Below are 22265 nucleotides of genomic sequence, written 5' to 3' on the forward strand. Positions count from 1 at the left end.
CAGCCCAGTAGTGGCGCCGCCTTGAAGAGCGAACCCAGAAAATAAAAAGAGCAGAAAAATTTGTAGCTTCTTTTAAAAACGATAAACGGATCACTTAAACAAAAATTAAATTAATGCGCCAAACTCCGTAAAAAAGACGTCTTTTAGGCAAAATTTTGCACCATATTGGCATCAGAATTATTAAAGCTACTGCCTTTACTTTTACCTCTATCGCCCTTGCACGCACCTAAATAACACACCAGCAAATCATCAGATACCGCTCCCTGCCCGAGCCCAAAATAGCGATTCGACACTCACAACAGGTTAGCGCTCACACGTAAAAGCCAAGCTCTCTGGCAACGCTAATTACCCCCCACACGACTCCCCCGCATCGGGTAATGCCGCAGTAACACGCTGATAAACGCAGTCGGTCAATGCCCCGATGGGCTTGTCTCACACCAACGTGCCAGCGTCTTATCAACCGCCTAACGGCTGTCACTGTTTGTATAACTTCAAGTGATACAGGTCATGTTCGCAACGCCGGCAAAGTGGGACGACACCCTCTTAACGTCCGCGGCACCATGGCAATGTCGCAACATCTACGATGTAACAACTGAATAACAATTAAAGACGAAGGCAGCCCTCCCGTTAGAGCTTGCCCAGCTAAAAACCATAACAATTAAACAACCTAGCAGCACCAGTATCGCCTAACACAGTCTCAGCGCACGCACCCCATCACCGGGTCATGCAGCGTTGAATTAACACTAATAAAAAGTGACGTAAAAACGAGGCCATCATGATAAAAAACCTAGTTCTATTGCCAACCGTGAGCGTTATGGCGCTCACCCTAAGCGCCTGTGGCGGCTCCGATGGAGGCGGCGATAACAGCTCCTCCAGTGTTGCCAGTTCGGTCAGCTCATCGGTATCGTCCAGTTCCTCTGTCAATCCAGCACCGCCAAGCTCCTCTAGCTCGGCCGACAGCTCAAGCGAGTCGAGCTCATCGGTAAGCTCTAGCGAAAGCAGTTCAAGCGAATCGTCGGATAGCAGCATTTCATCCAGCAGCTCCAGCGTCAGCAGCGTCAGCAGCGTCAGCAGCGTCAGCAGTTCATCGTCCACCGCTAACTCATCAAGCTCAAGCTCGTCCTCTGTTGCAAGCTCAAGCTCGTCTTCTGTTGCCAGCTCCAGCTCGTCCGCAGCCGCACAGTGGAATATGGTGTGGAGCGATGAGTTTGAAGGCAGCAGTATCGATAGCAGCAAGTGGGCCCACGAGGTTAACTGCTGGGGCGGCGGCAACAACGAGCAGCAGTGCTACACCGACCGCGCCGACAACAGCTACGTCCAAGACGGCAAGCTGTTCATAGTCGCGCGCCAAGAAAGCTTTAGCGGACCGGCGGTTAACAACGAAGACCCCAGCTACGATCCCGCCGACACCTCGGCCACCATGCCCTACACCTCGGCGCGCTTACGCACCCGCGATAAAGCCGACTGGACCTATGGCCGCATGGAAATTAACGCCAAGCTGCCGCAAGGTGACGGCTTATGGCCCGCCATTTGGATGCTGCCAACAGACTCGAAATATGGCGGCTGGCCGCTCAGCGGCGAGATCGACATTATGGAAGCCGTTAACCCCAATGCCGGCGGAGCCAATGAAGTGTATGGCACCCTGCACTATGGCCGCGTGTGGCCCAACAACTTAAACACTGGCAGCGATTACAGCCCTCCAGCCAACGTCTGGGACGAGTTTCACACTTACGCGGTTGAGTGGGAGCAAGGGGAAATCCGCTGGTACGTGGACGATGTGCACTTTGCCACTCACACCCAAGACGATTGGTTTACCTATTACTGGGGTGGCCAGGAGCAAGGCTTCCAGCTGGGCACTGACGATGCACCGTTTGACCAGAACTTTCATATGTTGCTTAACGTAGCGGTTGGCGGTAACTGGCCCGGCGCGCCGGACGGCAGTGCCAGCTTCCCGCAAACTATGGAAGTCGATTATGTTCGCGTTTACGAGTGTTCGGCCAACCCAACCACTGGCAAAGGTTGCGCCACTATCGACCCAAGCGCCAAAGATGTCGCGGGCGTTGCGCCACCGACAGCAGAAAGCTACGACCTTTATAACGGTGGCGCCACCAGCTTTACCTTTAGCACCGTCGACGGTGAAGTTACCAACACTTTGGTACCGGGCTTTTACGACAACAACACCGGCAATGTCATCAGCGATCCGCAGGGAATGGACGCCAACGGTAATACCGTATGGGATATTGAGTTTAATGGCCCTGGTAATGCTTTTTTAACAACTGGGGACATGAGCGCCTATCCCGAGGTCAATGACGGCCTAAAATTTACCAATGTGGCCGAATACGGTGAGCTGCGCTTTAAAATGCTGGTGGAGGCAATCGACCCGGCCACCGAACTGCACATTAAGCTCGACAGTGGTTGGCCCAATGTTAGCTTCCACACCATCGACACCCCTGCGGTGGGCGAATGGACCGAGGTGGCGGTTGCCATCAACGAGCTGTCACCCAACAATATCGAAACCGGCGAGGCAAATTTAGGCCAGCTAATCAACGCGTTTGTGATTGAGGCCTCGGGCGGTACCGCCCATGTGCAATTGGCCGACATTCAACTCGGTTGCTTAAGCCCGTGCGGTGTTGATCCGGTGCTGGCGGCGGTTAGCGACACATTAACCGATCAGTTCACCATCTTTAAAAACGGCGTACCCGGTGCCAATTGGGACTTTGGTGTCGGCAGTTGGGACAACAACTCAGGCCACGTGACCGCGCAAACAGCGACTGACCCAGATCGCGGTGATGTACTGGATATTCTCTTTGATACCAGCGGCAACAATGGTTTAGCGTTTATTCAATCCACCACGCCCAAAAATGGTCGTGCTTTTGCTACCAACGGCAAACTGCGCTTTGACATTAACGTACTGGACTATGGCACCAACACTAACGGCATTGTGGTAAAAGCCGAAAGTGGCCCAGGCGTAGGCACCGGTGATTATGTTATCGACCGGGTCCCCGCGGGCACCTGGACGACGCTGACAATTGATATCGCTGACTTACTGTCCGCACCGGGCAACAGCGGCTTCAACATCGATGCGTTTAACACACCGTTTGTGATTTTGCCCGCATGGGATGATCAGGCCGGCGTACACATCCAAATCGATAATGTCGAATGGATCGACGGCGACGGCTCAAGCGAAACCACTGTGGATGCCATCACCGATAGCTTTGACATCTATGCCAATGGCGCACCGAGTTCGGCTCAAGGCCTAAACATTGGCATTTGGGATAACGACACAGGCCATATCACCGTCAACACCGTAGCCGATGTCGACCGAGGCGATGTACTGCAGTTGGATTATAGTGACAGCGCCAATAATGGTGTGGCTTTTCTGCACTTCACTGACCTAAAAAACCTGAGCGCTTTTGCCAGTGAAGGCCAGCTTGTTTTTGACCTCAAAGTGCTCGATTTTGGCAGCAACACCAGCGGGTTGATTGTCAAAGCCGAGAGCGGCGCCAACATGGGCTCAGGCGACTATCAAATCTCCACACCCCTGGTAAATGTCTGGACTACCTACACCATTGATATCGCCGACTTAGTAGCGGCCGGACCGCAAGCGGGCTTCACGCTCGACTCCATCAATACCCCTTTTGTCTTTTTACCTGCCTGGGGCGATCAAGCGGGCGTCAGTGTGCAGCTAGACAACATTCGCTGGCTACTTAATGGCGGCTCTTCCAGCAGCGCTAGCAGCTCTTCGAGTTCGTCAAGCTCAGTCAGCTCTAGCTCAGTTAGCTCAAGCTCTGAATCCAGCGCCAGCAGCTCATCGAGCGTCGGTGGTGGTACTGGCGGCGGCACGGGCGCTGGCATTGACACCAGTGGCAGCGCACCTACGAGCTTGGCCACTGGCTGGGAGCTGGTATGGAACGACGAGTTTAACGGCGCCAGCATTGACAGCGATCGCTGGGAGCACGAAGTTAACTGTTGGGGCGGCGGTAACAACGAAGCCCAGTGCTACACCGACAGCGCCGACAACAGCTACGTGGCTGACAGCTTGCTACACATATCGGCCATCTACGAAGGTGCGGGTATGGTCTGTGGCCCCTCGCTCAACCAAGAGGACCCCGGCTACCCCGGTGCCAACGCCTGTAAAGACTACTCATCGGCCCGCCTGCGCACCCGCGGCAAAGCCGACTGGACCTACGGTCGGATGGAGATTCGTGCCCGGGTACCACAAGGCGTGGGCGTCTGGCCCGCGATCTGGATGCTGCCGAGCGATACCAGCACTTACGGCGGTTGGCCGCACAGTGGCGAGCTGGATATTTTTGAAGCCTTCCAACCCGGCGTAGCGGGACCGGCCCCCACTGGCGCCGAGAACGAAATGCACGGCACCTTGCACTATGGCTATTCATGGCCCTGGAACCAGTACAGTGGTGCAGCCTACGAGCCACCAACCAATATCTGGGATGACTTCTACACCTACACCGTAGAATGGGAAGAAGGCGAAATTCGCTGGTACGTAAACGACGTACTGTTTGCCCGCAACAGCGGCAACTGGTTTATCTATTACTGGGGCGGCCAAGAGATCGGCTATCAAGTGGGCACCGAAGCTCAGCCGTTTGATAACCCATTCCATATGATTTTGAATGTCGCACTGGGCAACGGTCAGTATATTGACTTGCCGGAGTTTACCGACACCAGAACCATGGAAGTCGATTATGTGCGGGTTTACGAGTGCTCATTAGACCCTGTGAGCGGCAAAGGCTGTGAAACGCCAACCGCTAACGCTGGTGTTACCCCAACTAATATTGCGGGCCACGTACCGCCGCCAGACACCCGTGAAGAGCTTTACTTGTTCCAGGACGGCCTGAAAACATTAACCCTAGCGGGCAACGAGGGTGATGTGCAAGCGAGCTTTACGCCGCAACTTTACCCAGACGCCGCAACGGTAATCTCTAACCCTGACGCGGCTGGCCCCAACAGCGAAACCGTATGGGATATTGAGTTTACCGGCGCTCCCGCTTCGGCCTTTTTAACCTCCGACGGCGGCTTAAATTTTGGCGACAACCTACACAGCCGCGCCAAAAACTTAGGCGAGCTGCGCTTTGACTTGCGGGTGCTGGATATCGAGCCGGGTACGTCGCTGTTGATTAAAATCGATAGCGTATACCCAAAAGTCAGTTATCACGAGATCGAAATTCCGGCCGATGTTGGCGCCGGGGCACAATGGTCCGAGGTAGCCGTGCGCTTGTGGTCGCTACAGCCCAACACTAACGAAGGCTACGCCTCACCGGTTGACTACACCAGCATCAACAATGCGTTTGTCATTGAAGCCTCTGGCGGCACCGCCCACGTACAGCTCAACAACATTCGTCTTACTTGTTTAGACGACGCTGTCGCCAACTGTGATATTACGCCCATCGAACCGGCCGAAGAGATCACCGAGGATATGGACATCTTTGTTGACAACCTAGCAGCGGACTGGAGCAACCCAGGCTTCGAGGTTTATCAACAAGGCGGGCAGGTAATCACCATTGATGCCACAGCGACAGACCCTGACAAGGGCACTGTGATTGAAGTGGAGTTTACCGACACCGGATTTGGTACCTTCTATATCCGGGACAGCTCTGCCAAAGACCTTAGCGCTTTCACCAGTGGTAATTTGGTGTTTGATCTTAAGGTGGTGAGCAACACCGGTAACACCAATGGCTTCGTCGTCAAAGCAGACTGCGGTTACCCCTGCGTTGGCACAGAAGTGTCCGTCCCACTGCCGGCGGACAACGAGTGGCACCCTATTTCCGTGCCCATCTCCGACATCAACCAAGGCGGCTTTGACATAACAAAGGTCGACGTGCCTTTCTCACTGTGGCCCATAGCAGGCGAGCAGAACGTTACCTTCCAGGTGGACAACATCCGCTGGGAACTGGCTGACTAACGTTTATACTTGCCGCGTAAAAGGCCGCTAGAGCTTCCTCTAGCGGCCTTTTTTATTACCCACCACACGAGCCTTTACGCCGATTGGCCACGCAGGCCAGCCGTACCTGAGTCTTTGCCCAAGCCGCCTGCTCTAGGTTTCTTTCAAACGAGGGTATCGTCGTCATCTCAGGCAAGCGCGCCACTCTCACTTATAAAAAAACACCCGATTGCTTGTTTCCGCCGCGCACAACAACCCGCGGATTAGCTTTATTTGCGCCACAAAGCCTGCCATTGCGAGCCCCCTATAAAACCGGCGGTATGACCACTTAACTCGCAGCGGGCTGATCTTTTTAAAGGTGGCTCACGCTAAAAACCAGACGATTAATCAGCACTAGCGAGTATATTCGGCCAATAAAAAATGACAGCGGTGTCATTTCTGTAAGGCCAAAAATACCACAAAAACCAAACAAAAGCCTTACCAATTAACCTTGCCCGGTATGACCAATAAATGATTTAATACAACTTTACGGTTAAAGGAGCTAAAAACAATGGCGAATGCATTCTATGGCCAATCTGGCGGCGTTACTGCGGTTATCAACGCAACGGCCGCCGGAATCATCGAGACCGCGCGCCAACACCCCACCGTATTTGACAAGGTGTATGCCGGCCGCGACGGTATTCTCGGCGCACTGCACGAAAACTTAGTTGATATCAGTGAAGAATCGGTCGATACCCTAGAGCAGTTACTGCATACGCCGGGCGGCGCCTTCGGCTCCTGTCGCCACAAACTGCAAAACCCCAATGTTAATCACGATGAATACCAGCGCATTATCGAGGTGTTTCGCGCCCACGATATTCGCTACTTCTTTTATAACGGCGGCGGCGACTCACAAGACACCACTCGCAAGCTGGCGCACGTTGCCGAGCTAATGGGCTACGACCTAACGTGTATTGGGGTGCCCAAAACCATCGATAACGACCTGCCGGCCACGGACAACAGCCCAGGCTTTGGCTCGGTCGCCAAGTATGTGGCGGTATCAGCACTAGAGGCCTCTTTCGATATCGCCTCGATGCATAAAACCTCCACTAAAGTGTTTGTGATGGAGGTAATGGGACGCCGTTCGGGCTGGATTGCCGCCGCGGCGGGCCTTGCCTGCGACGAGCGCGAGCTGGGGCCAGACGTTATCTTGGTGCCCGAAATCAGCTTCGACAAAGAGGCTTTTTTAGAGCGCGTGAAACAGACTGTGGCCAAAAAAGGGTTTTGCGTTGTAATCACCGCCGAGGGTATTCGCCAAGCCACCGGCGAGCTGCTGGCCTCGGCCGACAACGAAGATCCGTTTGGTCACACCCAGTTTGGCGGCGTCGCGCCGCTTCTGGTGGATTTTATTAAAGAGCGCTTTAACTACAAATGCCACTGGAGTGTGTGCGACTACCTGCAGCGCGCCGCGCGTCACCTGGCATCGCAAACCGATGTCGAGCAATCCTACGCCGTGGGCAAAGCGGCCGTCGAGTACGCCGTTGCCGGGCTGCAATCGGTGATGCCCGCCATTGTCCGCACGCAATCGGTGCCTTATCAGTGGGACATCAAACCGGTGCATATCTCTGAGGTCGCCAGTGGCGAAAAAAACATGCCCCGCCACTTTATGAGCAAAGACGGTTTTAGTGTCACCCAGGCGGGGCTCGATTATTTTGCCCCGCTCATTTTTGGCGAGGCCTACCCGCCCTATCGCAACGGTTTGCCCGAATATCGCAAGTGCCGCAATCGTTTAATACCGCGCAAGCTACCCGAATATTTTGGCCGCAAAGACGGCGCAAAAGAAACAGAGCCAGCCTAACAATAGAGCAATAGCATAGTGAACTTACGACTTTTCAAGGACCCCTTTAAGGAACACCACCATGACTGATATCGCGCGCCTACTCGGCGATCAAGCCGATTACCTGCTGGGCCACCAGTGCCAAACGATACCTGCCGACACCCTGATTACCCCCAAGCCCGACTACGTCGGTGCTACTTTTAGCGCCACCGACCGGCCACCGCAGGTACTGCGCAATTTTCAAAGTATCTTAAACGCCGGGCGACTGGGCGGTACGGGCTATATGTCTATTCTGCCGGTAGACCAAGGTATTGAGCACTCGGCCGCCGCCAGCTTCGCGCCAAACCCGGCTTACTTTGATCCCAAAAACATCGTCGAGTTGGCCCTAGAGGGCGGCTGTAACGCGGTGGCATCGACCCTCGGTGTGCTCGGGGCGGTATCGCGCCACTACGCCCACCGAATTCCGTTTGTGGTGAAACTCAACCACAACGATGCCTTAATTCACCCCACCTCTTACGATCAACGCATGTTTGGCAGTGTGCGCCAAGCCTATGACATGGGCGCTGCCGCCGTGGGCGCTACCGTATATTTTGGCTCCGAGAGCTCGCGCCGCCAGCTAGAAGAGATCTCGGCCGCATTCGCCGAAGCGCACAAGCTAGGTATGGTGACGATCTTGTGGTGCTACTTGCGCAACAGCGCCTTCAAAACAGACAGCGACGACCACCATGTATCAGCCGATCTGTCAGGTCAGGCCAACTATCTGGGCGTGACCATCGAAGCGGACATCATCAAACAAAAAATGCCCGAAACCAACGGCGGCTTTAACGCGGTTAACGTGGGCAAAACCCACGAGCGGGTGTACAACAACCTCACCTCGGATCACCCAATCGACTTAACCCGCTACCAGGTTGCCAACTGCTATATGGGCCGGATTGGTCTGATCAACTCCGGCGGCGCATCCGGGGCTAACGATTTATCCCAAGCGGTACGCACCGCCGTCATCAACAAGCGCGCCGGCGGCATGGGCTTAATCAGTGGCCGCAAAGCATTCCAAAAACCCTTCGCCGAGGGCGTTCAGCTGCTACATTCCATTCAGGACGTCTATTTAGATCAAACGGTCGATCTCGCGTAAAACCAAGCTCGTCCGCACAACCGGATGTAGCGCTCTCTACATCCACACAAAACGCCCACAAGGCGCACACACGCGGGGCGCGGCCGTCATACCATGGCGGCAGCGCCCCGCGCCATTAACATTTTTAACGCCCACAACATGCCTGAGCCAGGCGGCCAAAAGCACCCGCCGCGCCAAAGGTAAGACCAAAAATTAAAATGGTAAAACCAAATATTGAACTTTGATGATTTATATGCAAACATTAGCTATAAATTGGTAATACCATAAATTTCTAATAATCTATAAAAACGGAGTACACTCATGCCGAAGTACCGACTACTCTCAGTGTTGATCGCCATGGCATCAGCCGGCCAGCTGCACGCGCAGGACGCCGACCAGCCCGAAAACACCAGCGACAGTAGCGCCATGGAGGAGATCGTCGTTCAGGGTGTTCGCCAAGCCGAACTTAACGCCCGCGAGCGCGAGCGCGACAAAGACGCTTTTAGCTCGATCATCGCCACCGACGATGTCGGTAACTTCGCCGACCAAAACGTCGCCGAATCGCTGCAACGCCTGCCCGGCATTACCCTGCAAAAATCAGAAGGCGAAGGTAAGTTCGTCAACGTGCGCGGCCTCGGCCCCGGCTTTGTCAGCGTTAGCATGAACGGCAACGAGCTGGCCTCCGCTGGCGCAGACAGCCGCGCTTTTGCGTTGGATGCCCTGCCCGCCGATATGCTCGGCTCAATTGAGGTAATTAAAGCCTTAACCCCGGACATGGATCTAAACTCCATCGGCGGTACCGTCAACGTGAATACCGTTTCGGCCTTTGACCGCAAAGGCGACAGCGTTAAAGTCAAAGCGCAAGGTAACTATCAATCTTACAAAGAAGACTTCAACCCGAAAATCGCCATCAACGGCACCCACTTATTTGCCGATGACACCATTGGCGTAGGCTACTCGGTCTCGTACGAAGATCGCTCCAGTGTGGTCTACCAAGTACAACACCATTCGGATTCATTGCCGCGCTATATCACACCCGACGTTGAAAGCTTGCCCGCTGAATACGAAGGCGATCCGATGCTGATCCCTTTCCGTTACGAGGCGCGCCAAGAAGACGCCGAGCGCACCCGCACCTCGGGCTCGCTTGATCTTGGCTGGCGTCCAACCGAAAACTCCGAGTACTACGCCAAAGCCAGCTACACCAAGTACGACGATCTCGACTTGGCCATGCGCGAGTACTACCGTTTTGGTCAAGCCGGCTCTGGCGATATTGTCTACATCGATAATGACAGCGGCTTATTTGGTTTAGTCGACACCGACTTACAGCAACAGTTTTTTATTCAAGACGGCACCTCGGAAACCACCGCTCTTTCTATTGGCGGTGAAAACCGTTTTGCTAACGACTGGACCTTAGATTACGACTACGCCCACTCTATCGGCGAGTGGACAAAGCCTGATGGTCGTCGCGTGCAGTTTCGTACCCGCGACTTGCCCATGTTAGGCGTTGCCGGCCCGGGTTACATTCAAGGTCAAGTGGTTTCCCCCGACGTCTTAGAAGCGCTTAGCGGCTCGGGCAGTTTGCCACAATCGGGCGGTTACGGCGGCCTTAACGGCTTTCAAGAAGGCGAGCGCCGACAAACCAACTTGCTGTACGACAACATCTTTATTGAAGACAGCTTCCGTGAAGACACCATCGATCAGATCAGCTTAAACCTGCAAAAAGATTTCGCCGACAGCGACGTTCTAAATTACATCAAAACCGGCTTTACCGTTAAGCAACGGGATCGCTACCGCAACAAAGACCGCTGGAGTGTTATTCCCGGCGATTACACCAACGGTTGTGATGGCGACGCCGAGTGCTTGCAGCTGGCCGGCGCACGTTTAGGTGATTTTGCTACCTTTACCCCGGCACACCCAGACATTCAGCAAGACTTTATTACCTATGATGAAGCCGAGCGTTTGCTGGATATCACCACACCAATTGCCAAGTACACCGATCCGCTGCGCTCGGGGCAAGACAGCGTGAAAGACGATTACACCCTGACCGAAGACACCGCTGCCGCGTACGTGATGGCCGAGTTCCAACTCAGTGAAAAATCATCGTTAATTGCCGGTGTCCGCTGGTCAAAAACCGACTTCACCTCAACCGGTAACTTATCAATCCGTAACGACCGCTTTGAAGTCGCCAACGAGGCCGCCGTACTGGATATCGCGGTACCAATGCAAGGCGCCGACAGCGCTTACGATGACTTCTTTCCCAGCTTGCATTACCGCTACGAACCACGGGAAGACGTTTTAGTGCGCGCCTCGGTATGGACCAGTTTTACTCGTCCTTCGTTTAACGAAGCTCGCGCTTTCGCGGACTTCTCGGGCCGGATTGAAGTCTGTAATGACATCGAAGGTAGCGCCAACTACGGCGAGTGTAGCGACAGCCCAACTGACATCGGCGCCCAGTCACTGGAAGATTTATCGTCCGAGTCGAAAAACTTTTACGTTAGCCCCGACAACGTGATTAACCTAGGTAACCCAACGCTCACCGCCATGAAGTCGGTCAACTTGGACACCTCGATCACTTGGTACGCCAGCGAAGATTTGTATTTACAAGCCGCTCTCTTTTACAAAGACATCTCCGATTTTATTGTCGATGTTAGCGGTGTATCCAGCTCGTTTGAAGACATGCCGGTACAAATTCCCGTTGACCAAATCAGCGAGTTCTACTTTCGGCCCGGCCAAGTTTACAACGACGTCAACCTAACCACCAATGGCGAACAAGCCCAAGTGTACGGTGTTGAACTGTCTTACTCGCAGTACTTTGAGTCGGGCCTGTTTGTGCAAAGCAACATGACCCTGATCGACAGTACCGCCGATGTTGGCGACACCATCCGTGCCGACGAAATCCAGCTCCCCAACCAAGCTGACACCACGGTTAACTTAACCGTCGGCTGGGAGAACGATGACCTATCACTGCGGGTTATTAATAACTACCGCAGTAAAGTCCTGGAACGTATTGGCTCCTGTTCACAAGCGGACATCGACGCCGATGCTGCCCTTGGGCTGCCGCAAAACTGCGCCTCTTGGGCCGATGTTTACGACGATGACACTTACAGCTTAGATTTTAAAGCCACCTATCAGTTTAACGATGATCTGCAATTTTACTTCGATGCAATCAACCTGACCGAAGACAAAAGCTTTAAGTACTTTCAAGGCAATGAATACTCGCGCGGCAACATGCTATTTGAATCAGAGGATTACGGAACCTCTTTCCAAGTGGGTGTGAACTACCGCTTTATGTAATCCAGTTAAGCAATAGTCACGGCGCCACAAGCTGGCGCCCACCAACGAATCTACAATAACGAAGGTATCTAACTATGAACACTAAGCTTATCAATACTAAGCTAACGCTTCTGAGCTCCCTGATCATCGCCAGCAGCTTTATGACCGGTTGCGGCAGCGAGCCCGACTCCAGCGCACCAGACATTATCATTAATATCGAAAACCCCGACGGCGGTGGTGACGGCGGCAGCGATGGTGGCGGCAGTGATCTCCACGAAATCGCCAATACCGATTTACCCCTTATTGAAACGTTTGGTGCAAATGACACCACCGGCTTTTTTTCCGCTGATTACAAAGCCCTTGCGAGCGAAGCCGAAGAAGGCGAAGGCGGCTTTTATTACTCAATGGCCGGCGTGTATATGGCAGACGGCAGCCTTGACACCGAAGGCAGCAACTGGATCACCGCCGATGCCGACCAAAAAATGCGCTTGGGTGATGCGCGCTTTACCATTGCCCAAACGGTATCACCGCTGGCAGGTGACGTGGCTGACCCACGCAAAGACTCTACCCCAGGCGATGGCGTTGATGATGGTTTAAGCTGGGGCGAACTGGATCTGAGCCAAGATTATAAAATTTCCTTCTGTGTGGTCGCCGCACCCGACACCGCCAGCTCTAGCGATTTTCAAATTTATGTCGACAACAACACCACCAGCGAAGCCAGCTCTATTCACGGCGGCGGTAATGTCGGCTCGCGTATCTTTAACGTACCGGTTAACACTTTGGTGCCAGGCAAGCGCGTAGAAATTAATATTCCAGGCGATACCACCTTGGAAGATGGCGGCACACTGGTCGCATCTAAGCCCGATTTAGTCGGCACGGAAAACTCCTTTATCGCCATGCGTGTTTCCAGTGGTGGCTGGGCAGTGTTCGACGATCTGTTAATCGAATACCAAAGCGACGTGGGCAATAACCCACAACCCGACTGCGCCAGCAAAGATTCCAACTACAAGTTAGTCAACCCTGCCACTGGCGGCGATGATGAGAATGCGCCAGAGCCTGAAGTGGAAGGTACGCCTTTCGGTGGTTTGCCATTCACCGTCGATCTAACAAGCGATGCCGACACTCTGTTTGGCGAAGCTGACGGTGCCGACTTCTTGTCGATCTCAAACGATCGCGCCGACCCATTCTATAAAGTGACCAGTGGCAGCAGCCGTATTACCGTCGAGAACAACGCGTTAAGCATGAACAACGCGCGCTTTACGATCGGTGACACAGGCGTACCGAGTGCCGAGGCCACCAACCCCTCGGGCGATATTGACCTATCGGCCCCGTATCGCATCAGCATGACCATTACTGACTTTAGCAGCGCCGATGCCGCGGACCCAGGTAAATTCCAGGTTTATATTGACAACAACACCACCAGCTCTGGCAACTCCATTCACGGTGGTGACTCGAAAGTGATCGAACTAACCCCCGACGATGTTAGCTCGCTGCCTTACGAGTTAACCCTAGAGCCAGAGTTTGGCACCGCCAACTCGTTCTTGCAGTTGCGCGCCGATAGCCGCGTGGGCAATATCACCATCGAGAACATCAAAATTGAGTACACCGATGGTGCACCGGGCGCTGACGCCGAGTGGATGCCCAATGACTTAAACCTGGCGGGCGAATCCGACATTGCGCCAGCGGGCAGCTTAAGCGAAAACGAAGCTTTCTCGGTAACGCTAGAGGCCACCGGCGGTAATATGTCGTCGTCTAATCACAACATGTTTTTTGCCAGCCAAAAAATTGAGATGAGCGACTTTATGTTTACCGCGCAAATCAGCTCAGTCACAGGCGCAGACATTGCTACCGGCAACGCCTACCGCTTTGGCATTATGGCAATGGAGAACATGGACCCAGTGGCCGACTTTGCCGACCTTCCTGGCTGGGCCGATGCCGGTTTCTACGTCGATGGTGATCCGGCGGCGTTGATTGGCTCACGGGCGCAAATGAAGCCTAGCGGCAGCCGCTCGCGCTCGGATATCCCCGAACTAGAAGTGGGCGACTACGTGCGCATCGAGATCTATGACGACGGTGCAGAAAAGCGCGTTAAACGCTACTACTCAAAAGACGGTATCGATTTTGTTCAGGCAAACAGCACCAGCGACTTTGCCGCAACCACCGATAGCGATACTTGGTACGTAGGCCTTTATGCGGCGCCTGGCGAAAACAACATCACCGTTGAATTCGACAACATCAGCATCGATCCGCTGGCTCCTTAAGGCTAATCGCGGCGGTGTAACGCACCGCCGCGCCTCTCCTTAAGTAAAATAGAACACGATGTATTGAAGTAACGCAGAGAGACATCCCATGAAAACAGTCACTTTTTCTAGTATTCTGGCATTAACGGCCACCCTCAGCGCCTGCGGCGGCTCGGGCGGCCCTACTGGCAGTGATCCTACTTACCCAGAAAGTTCTTCATCGAGCAGCGAAGCCAGCTCGAGTGTCTCGAGCGAAAGTTCGTCCACCGAAAGCTCCTCCAGCAGCTCAGTCGCCAACCAATGCGACACCATGAATACCGTGGTCGGCTTTGCCAGTTTAGGTGCGGGCACTACCGGTGGCGCTGGCGGCGACACCACTACGGTAACCACCGGTTCCGAGTTAGCAGCCGCACTGGCCAGTAAAGGCAGCAACCCATTAACCATTTTTGTCGATGGCACCATTACCCCGGACAACTCCAACGTCGATAAATTTGATGTTAAAGAAATGTCCGATGTCTCGATTATCGGGGTCGGCGACAGCGCCATGCTCGATGGTATTGGCATTAAAGTGTACAAATCGGACAACATTATTATCCGCAACCTGACCATTCGCTACGTCGATATCGGCGAGAAAGACGGCATTAGCTTGGAAGGCCCGGCCAGCAATATTTGGATCGACCACAACGAGATTTACAACGACTTAAACAGCGACAAAGACTATTACGACGAGCTCGTCAGTGGTAAACGCGATGTCGATAATGTCACTATCTCGTACAACTATTTGCACGACAGCTGGAAGACCTCACTGTGGGGCAGCAGCGATGATGACAACAACCATCGCCGCATTACCTTCTACGCCAACTACTGGGAAAACGCCAGCTCGCGCATGCCGCTGTTCCGCTTTGGCGAGGCACACATTCTAAACAACGTCTACAAAGATGTTACCTCTACCGCCGTTAACTCCCGCATGGGCGCCAACATTCGTGTTGAAGGCACTGTATTTGAAAATGTGCAAAACCCCATCGTCAGCTTCTACTCTGAAGAGGTGGGCTACTGGGATTTAGCCGACAACGTCTACGACAACATCACCTGGAGCAATCCCGCCGGCGGTGACTTAATCGCAGGCCCCGGCACCGACTTAACCTCTACCGTGAGCTATACACCAGAGTACGAGTACACCGCCATGGCGGGCGCGGACACCAAAGCCCACGTTATCGCTAATGCCGGCAGCGGCAAAATTACCAGCTGCTTGCCAACGCCCTAACCGCGCTATTCATGAGCCTCCTCAAGGCAACAGCTAAGTCTTAGCTGACTCCCTTTCGGGCCCGCTGGGCCCGTTTTTTTTGCGTTTAAACATTTTTCTGTAAGAGTTACAAAGACCACACCCAAAACCTACACTCACCAGCGCGCCCCACCCCCTACATACATTAAAAATCAGCACCGAAAATTCGTAACATTTTGTTTTTAAACAACTTTTTAAAACTGGCACAGTTCGCGCTATATACCTAGTAACAGTAAACGAAGGCAGCGAGAGAGAGCACAGCATGAACGTCAAGCAACAGCGACCAATAGGCAACCGCTCGAATCGCATCCGTTTCACCGAACCCTCGTTGGGCCGCCCTTAGGCCCCTTTTTATTCCCTTCGATGAGAGCCACGTCCGTGGCTTACATCAACCCTCCCCCATTGGGCCGCATTGCGGCCCCTTTTTTTGTCTGCTATTTAAGGCTCAGCTGTTACTACAACATTCAAAATGTTTCAGTTTCATCCGCCAACATTAATGTTTTGCAGGCCTTTCGATAGACAGCTTTTATAAATCGGGCTATTGTCATTCGGCGTAAAATTATTAGCATAGGAGGCTAACGCAATGAAAAAACTACTCTGTACTCTTCTCGCAACCGGCGCATTAAGCGCTACTGGTTTTACTTACGCTGGCACCGAAAGCGGCCTTTATTTGGGTGGCTCGGTGGGTAACGCCGAGATCGATTACGACGAAAGCTTTCCGGAGTTTGACGGGATCGATTACAAATTCAAAGACGACGATACCGCCTACAAAATTTTTGGTGGCTACAACTTTGGGGTACTTCCCCTGCTCGATTTGGCCGTAGAAGGTGGCTATATCGACTTTGGCTCACAGGAGCAATTTCTCAACGATGCCCTGGGCAGCCAAAAGGTTGAAGTCACCGGCTGGACTGCGGCGGGCTTAGTAGGCGTGGATTTAGGGCCCGTTGGCTTGTTCGGCAAAGCTGGGGTTATCACCTGGGATGGCGACATTTCCAACTTTGAATTTGACACCTCAGACTCGGGCACCGATGCCGCCTACGGGGTAGGTGCCAAAGTTCAGTTAGGCTCGTTTGCTATTCGCGCCGAGTATGAGATTTTTGAAATCGACGACGCCGACATGACGTTCTACTCGGTCGGTGGTGTGGTGACATTCTAAGCAGCACGCGTGCGCCACAATAACTAATAATTGCGCCAAAAGGCCCGAAGCTTTCTTCGGGCCTTTTTGTTATTACACGACGCAAAATCACTCACTTTACGCGCGATACAGCTTTATCATGGTTCGGCAGTTAACGGTAATTAAGGTTGCCTCCAATAACGTGCCTCCCAATGACCCCACGTAAATATTATTGGCCAACCAAAAGCACGCCCCCAGCAAAAAGGCTAAGCGCATACGGATTCCCTGCAAACAAAACAGCGCGTAGGTGCCAATACACGAGCCGATAACGGGCAACATATCTTGCCATACATCCGTTAAATACAGCCCCAGCGAAAAACTTACCGCAATAAACAACCACGCTACTAAGGGTGATTTGGTCCGCAATGATAACCCCGTCCGAACCACCGAGAATATCGAGCTAAGCAACGCCGTCGTCGCCCCCAGTAACGCAAAATGAATGCAGTTGTTGGTTTGCATAATAAACATGACGATTTTAAGACGGCGATCGTCGCGCTGATAAAAGCAATAAATGCCCAAACAATAACTGAGTAGCCCAAAAAACTGAGCGAGAGGGTTATCGAACATGAAAGGTATTGAACATGGAAATTCCGAGAGGGTAAAAACGCGCTAAGGGCGCATTTTACCATACTCTCGTTCTGGGCGTTCTGGGCGATCGCACTGGGCGTTGCGAATTACGTTGCTTTAATCCAGCGCTCGCCCTGCTTCGTCACCCGGAACTTGGCCCAGCGGCGAAACTCCTCTACCCGGCACAGCCCCGTTTGCTCTTCGCGGGCCCCGGCGACCGCGCGATAAATTAACCGCGCCCGAGGATTACCGGCGTCCTCTTCGGCCAAATCAAACACTTGGCGCACACACCACTGATCACCCACCTCCCCATTGCTGTAGTAGTGGCCACGGGTCAACTTTAATACATGTTGATCCGCAGCGCGGGCGTGCTCCCAGGCGCGATCAAACAGCTGGGCCAACTCTTCAGAGCTAACATCTACGTAGGTGTCCAATGCGTGCATGGCCGCCGCAAAATCCTCGTGCGACAGCGCCAAATGGGGCCGGTCGGGCTCGCTCTGGCGCGGTTTCATAAGCGCCACAGGATAGCGGCGCCAGTGAAACATATTGTTAAACAGCAACGCCACGGCAAGAATAGCGACCAAATTAAGCGCCACCGGTGTGAGTAAATAGCCGTAGCCTAAAGCGTGCAGCGCAGGCCCACCGATCACGGCGGCCAGCGCCGTAGCACCGCCCGGCGGGTGAATACAGCGTAAGTAGGCCATCGCGCCTACGGCCAAACCTACCGCCACCGATGCCGACAACAGAGAATTACCCAGCGCGAGGTAACAACTCACGCCGATAAACCCCGACACAAGGTGTCCGCCAATCACCGCCCAAGGTTGCGATAAGGTGCCGTGGGGCACCGCAAACAGCAATACCGCCGAGGCCCCCATAGAGGCCACCATTAAACCCGCCGCCATGCCATCCAGCGCCCAGTGGGACAAGCCATACACTGCCGCGATACCTAAACCGCCCCCCAGCGCCGAGATCCACTTTTCGTGATGACTGGTAGTGTTGGCCTCTACGCCCAATAACCCCAAGCACGCTTGCAACCAACTCTTCACTCTCGCTATCCTCGTTCCCATCTATTACTGGCGGTTTATTTGGCGCCACATTTGCACTTGGCGTTATCTTTGCTAATCCAATAGCCGCGGCACTAAGATCGCACGGCCCTAAAGGCCCTGCACAAAAAGGGTGCAATCATAGTGATCACCGATAACAGGAGCAAGTGTTATCCACCACAGCACACAAAAGCCTGTGATACCGTGCGCCCCATACGAACCGAGTGGCGCCGCGTTAGTCAAAGCCCCGAAGCCGCATCAACACATACTTTAATTAGGAAGCTCAACCCAATGTCTGTAACCCCTCTAGGCCACACGGCGCATTTTATCCGCGCTTTTATCGCGGTAGTTTTTACAATATGTATGGCACAAACGGCCTACGCAAACAGCGAAGACACCTACGATCTAACCTATCAAGTAGACCTAAGCGACTCCCATAAGTATGCCTTGGTGCGGATTGAGTTAGGCGACGACAGCGGCGTAACCGAATTCGACTTTAACCTTAACGACGCTTTTCACAGCGACCTTAAAGCCAGCGGCGAGCTGGAAATAGACGATGGCCGCGCCCGCTGGCTGCCCCCCAGTAAAGACGCTTGGCTAAGTTTGCAGGTTAAAATGACTCACAAGCGCGACAGCGGTGGTTACGATGCTTTGCGAGAAAACGATTTTGCCATTTTTCGTGGCGACGATTTAATCCCTCCCGCCACCGTGCGCGGGCGTAAGGGCATAGAGAGTCGCGCCACCTTACATTTTACCCTGCCGGAGGGCTGGACCAGCGTCAACAGCGGCTGGCAAAAACAAGCGGACGAGCGCAGCTTTAAGATCGACAACCCCGAGCGCCGCTTTGACCGGCCAACCGGTTGGTTTATCGCTGGTGCATTGGGTACCCGGCGCGAACACTTACCCGATACCCATATTGTGGTCAGCGGCCCCACCGGTGATGACCTTCGCCGCATGGATGTACTGAGCTTTGTCATGCTCAACTGGCCAACACTGCAAGAGATTGTCGGCACCATGCCACCCAAAATACTCATGGTTATGGCTGGCGACCCCATGTGGCGCGGTGGCTTATCGGGCCCTAACTCGCTGTTTGTGCACTCCGCTCGCCCCATGGTGAGCGAAAACGGCACCAGCACCCTCTTGCACGAGCTAATGCACACCCTAACCCGCATTAGCGGCGCCCAAGGCGACGATTGGATCGCCGAAGGCCTAGCCGAATACTACTCGTACACCGTTTTACATCGCGCCGGCGGCCTGACCGACAATCGCTTAAAAATTGTAAAAGACTGGCTGGCTGATTGGAGTAAAGATATCGACCACCTACGTGGTGGCGCCTCCAGCGGCGAGCGCACCGCTCGCGCCGCCCTGCTGTTTGGCGAGCTAGACGCCGAGATACAAGCGCGCACCGATGGCAACAAAAGCCTAGATAACGCCACCCGCGCCATGATGCAACTGGGCGAAGTCAGCCTAGAGCAGTTGCGTGAAATTGTAGAAGAGCTCACCGGTGAGCCATCTAAGGTATTAGCAAACAAGTTGCTTGAGGATTGAGCCGCCGTGGCATCGTGCGCAGTGGCGGGCTTGATACCACCACTGCCGCACAATAAAGTCACTCGAACGCAACAGCCACAAACCACCACCCTGCCCAAAACCCCCTGTTTCTGTTAGATTATCATCAAAGCTACTCTGAGTGCCGCGTACATCGGCGGTGCTCACCAGTAGTCCCGGTCAACTCAAACAGGGAGCGCCATTATGAAAGTTAACAATATCCTCGAAACCATCGGCAACACCCCTCACGTCAAAATCAACAACCTATTTCGCTCCGACATCGAAGTGTGGATGAAGGTCGAACGGTTTAACCCCGGCAGCAGCATTAAAGACCGTATCGCACTGGCGATGATCGAAGAGGCCGAGCAAAAAGGCCTGTTAAAACCCGACACCGTGATTATTGAACCCACCAGCGGCAACACCGGTATTGGCCTCGCCATGGTCGCGGCGGCGCGTGGTTATCGTTTGATTTTAGCGATGCCCGAATCTATGTCCATTGAGCGGCGCAAAGTCATGAAGGCACTCGGCGCCGAGCTGGAGCTAACCCCCAAAGAGCTAGGTATGGGCGGCGCCATCGCCAAGGCTAACGAGCTGCACGACGATTTTCCCAATAGCTGGATTCCACAGCAATTTACCAACAAGGCCAACGTCGAGGCGCACCGCAACACCACCGCCAAAGAGATTTTGGCAGACTTTCCCGAAGGCCTCGATTATTTAATTACGGGCGTGGGCACTGGCGGCCACATTACCGCTTGCTCGGAGGAGCTCAAAGCTGCCTTTCCTAAACTGCAAACCTTTGCGGTTGAGCCCGAAAACTCACAGGTCATTGCCGGTAAGGATAAAGGCCCGCACCGCTTGCAAGGCATAGGGGCGGGGTTTGTGCCGGATATTCTCAACACCGACAACCTTGATGGCACCATTGCCGTGAGTGAGGAAGACAGCTTTGCAATGGCCCGCGAATGCGCCCGCAAAGAGGCCATTTTTGTCGGTATCTCGTCCGGTGCCAGTCTTGCTGCAATCAAACAGCGCGAGGCAGACTTTGCTCCCGGCAGCCGTATTCTAACGTTTAGCTACGATACCGGTGAGCGCTACTTATCTGTCGACGATTTGTTCGGCGCCTAAAGAACCCCACAAACTTCGTTAAGAATCGTCATGGCCGGCCGCTTGCGGTCGGCTTTTGCGTAGAATACCACCACTGGCACACATCCATAATAAGCCAGAAAACCTAACACTGAGACTGCCACTAAGAGAGCACACAATGATTACCCACGAGCCAAACCCGCGCTACGTTGCGGCCCCCGATCGTTATCAATCCATGAGCTACCCACGCTGCGGCAAAAGCGGTCTGCGCTTACCGCAATTGTCACTGGGCCTTTGGCAAAATTTTGGCGCAGTCGACTCACTTGCTAACGCCCGCAACATGATCTATCGCGCATTTGATTTAGGCATCAATCATTTTGATCTGGCCAACAATTACGGCCCTAATTACGGCTCGGCGGAATCGACCTTTGGCCAGGTAATGGCCGAGGGTTTATCCCACTACCGCGACGAGCTGATCATCTCCAGCAAAGCTGGTTATGACATGTGGCCCGGCCCCTACGGCATTGGCGGATCGCGCAAATACTTGGTCGCCAGTTGTGACCAGAGCTTAAAGCGCTGCGGCGTCGATTACTTTGATATTTTTTACTCGCACTGCTTTGATCCGGAAACACCGTTAGAAGAAACCATGCAGGCACTGGATTATATTGTCCGCTCGGGCCGCGCCCTATACGTGGGTATCTCAAGCTACAATCCAGAGCAAACCCGCGAAGCCGCCGCCATCTTAAAAAGCTTAGGCACACCGCTGCTGATTCATCAGCCACGCTACAACATGCTAGACCGCTGGATCGAAGACGGTTTAACCGATGCACTAGATGACGAAGGCGTGGGTGCAATTGTCTTCTCGCCACTATCTCAGGGCAGGCTCACCAATAAATACTTAGGCGGAATCCCCAAAGATTCGCGCGCCGCCCGCGGCGAGCAAATCTACCTCAGCGAAAACGATCTCGACGAGGCTACCCTGAGTAAAATTAATGCGCTGAATCAAATCGCTGAAACACGCGGTCAATCACTCGCACAAATGGCCTTGGCATGGGTGTTAAACAATAAAACCGTGACCAGTGCGATTATTGGCGCGAGCCGCGTGGCACAAATTGAAGACTCAGTCGCGGCGCTCAACAACTTAGACTTTAGCGCGGCCGAGTTAAAAAGCATCGACCAAATTCTCGCATAATTTTAGGCTGCACACACAAAAAAGGCGCTGAAGTTTCAGCGCC

The 22265-nt window shown here is 53.7% G+C and carries 13 protein-coding genes; 10 read left to right on the forward strand and 3 right to left on the reverse strand.

Going from position 1 to position 22265, the window contains the following annotated elements; translation table 11 throughout:
• Window positions 1–714: 714 nt before the first annotated feature.
• Window positions 715–1236: a hypothetical protein gene (locus ACGHAD_RS11810; RefSeq protein ID WP_382417214.1), complete on the reverse strand. Its 522-nt coding sequence runs from the start codon at window positions 1234–1236 to the stop codon at window positions 715–717.
• Here ACGHAD_RS11810 and ACGHAD_RS11815 point away from each other — a divergent pair.
• The 7 genes from ACGHAD_RS11815 to ACGHAD_RS11845 all read left to right on the forward strand — a co-directional run bounded on the left by ACGHAD_RS11815 (window position 1190) and on the right by ACGHAD_RS11845 (window position 16777).
• Entirely contained in the window at window positions 1190–5920 is a 4731-nt protein-coding gene (locus tag ACGHAD_RS11815) for a family 16 glycosylhydrolase (RefSeq protein WP_382417216.1), read from the forward strand. The two genes, ACGHAD_RS11810 and ACGHAD_RS11815, sit on opposite strands and share 47 nt — an antisense overlap.
• Window positions 5921–6449: 529 nt before the next feature.
• Window positions 6450–7736, forward strand: coding sequence for a 6-phosphofructokinase (locus tag ACGHAD_RS11820; RefSeq protein WP_339617726.1), 1287 nt, complete (start codon window positions 6450–6452; stop codon window positions 7734–7736).
• Between the two features lie 61 nt (window positions 7737–7797).
• A complete protein-coding gene (locus tag ACGHAD_RS11825; RefSeq protein WP_339617727.1) occupies window positions 7798–8847 on the forward strand; it encodes a class I fructose-bisphosphate aldolase in 1050 nt (349 codons plus the stop codon).
• A gap of 300 nt (window positions 8848–9147) precedes the next feature.
• Entirely contained in the window at window positions 9148–12120 is a 2973-nt protein-coding gene (locus ACGHAD_RS11830; RefSeq protein ID WP_382417219.1) for a TonB-dependent receptor, read from the forward strand.
• A gap of 74 nt (window positions 12121–12194) precedes the next feature.
• Complete coding sequence (locus ACGHAD_RS11835) at window positions 12195–14360, forward strand: hypothetical protein (protein ID WP_382417221.1); 2166 nt, start codon at window positions 12195–12197, stop codon at window positions 14358–14360.
• Window positions 14361–14448: 88 nt separating this feature from the next.
• The gene (locus ACGHAD_RS11840) at window positions 14449–15603 is read left to right on the forward strand and encodes a pectate lyase (protein WP_339617730.1); all 1155 of its coding nucleotides are present in this window, start codon (window positions 14449–14451) and stop codon (window positions 15601–15603) included.
• A 601-nt stretch (window positions 15604–16204) separates the two neighbouring features.
• Window positions 16205–16777 carry an outer membrane beta-barrel protein gene (locus ACGHAD_RS11845; RefSeq protein ID WP_339617731.1) on the forward strand — a complete coding sequence of 191 codons (573 nt, stop codon included), beginning with the start codon at window positions 16205–16207 and terminating at the stop codon, window positions 16775–16777.
• 96 nt (window positions 16778–16873) lie between these two features.
• Here ACGHAD_RS11845 and ACGHAD_RS11850 read toward each other — a convergent pair whose 3' ends face one another.
• Together ACGHAD_RS11850 and ACGHAD_RS11855 are read right to left on the reverse strand one after the other, a co-directional pair.
• Window positions 16874–17362 (reverse strand): YgjV family protein, encoded by a 489-nt coding sequence (locus ACGHAD_RS11850; protein ID WP_339617732.1) that lies wholly within the window; start codon window positions 17360–17362, stop codon window positions 16874–16876.
• A 107-nt stretch (window positions 17363–17469) separates the two neighbouring features.
• Window positions 17470–18408 (reverse strand): HPP family protein, encoded by a 939-nt coding sequence (locus ACGHAD_RS11855; RefSeq protein ID WP_382417224.1) that lies wholly within the window; start codon window positions 18406–18408, stop codon window positions 17470–17472.
• 288 nt (window positions 18409–18696) lie between these two features.
• Between ACGHAD_RS11855 and ACGHAD_RS11860 the strand changes: the two genes are divergently transcribed.
• The 3 genes from ACGHAD_RS11860 (at window position 18697) to mgrA (ending at window position 22222) form a co-directional block, all read left to right on the forward strand.
• Window positions 18697–19953, forward strand: a complete 1257-nt coding sequence (locus ACGHAD_RS11860; RefSeq protein ID WP_382417226.1) for a hypothetical protein — start codon at window positions 18697–18699, stop codon at window positions 19951–19953.
• A gap of 201 nt (window positions 19954–20154) precedes the next feature.
• The gene (gene cysK, locus ACGHAD_RS11865; RefSeq protein WP_382417228.1) at window positions 20155–21072 is read left to right on the forward strand and encodes a cysteine synthase A; all 918 of its coding nucleotides are present in this window, start codon (window positions 20155–20157) and stop codon (window positions 21070–21072) included.
• A 136-nt stretch (window positions 21073–21208) separates the two neighbouring features.
• Window positions 21209–22222, forward strand: coding sequence for an L-glyceraldehyde 3-phosphate reductase (gene mgrA / locus ACGHAD_RS11870; protein WP_382417230.1), 1014 nt, complete (start codon window positions 21209–21211; stop codon window positions 22220–22222).
• Window positions 22223–22265 lie beyond the last annotated feature (43 nt).

Source organism: Gilvimarinus japonicus, from assembly GCF_042847215.1.
In the GTDB taxonomy this organism is placed as follows: Bacteria; Pseudomonadota; Gammaproteobacteria; order Pseudomonadales; family Cellvibrionaceae; genus Gilvimarinus; species Gilvimarinus japonicus.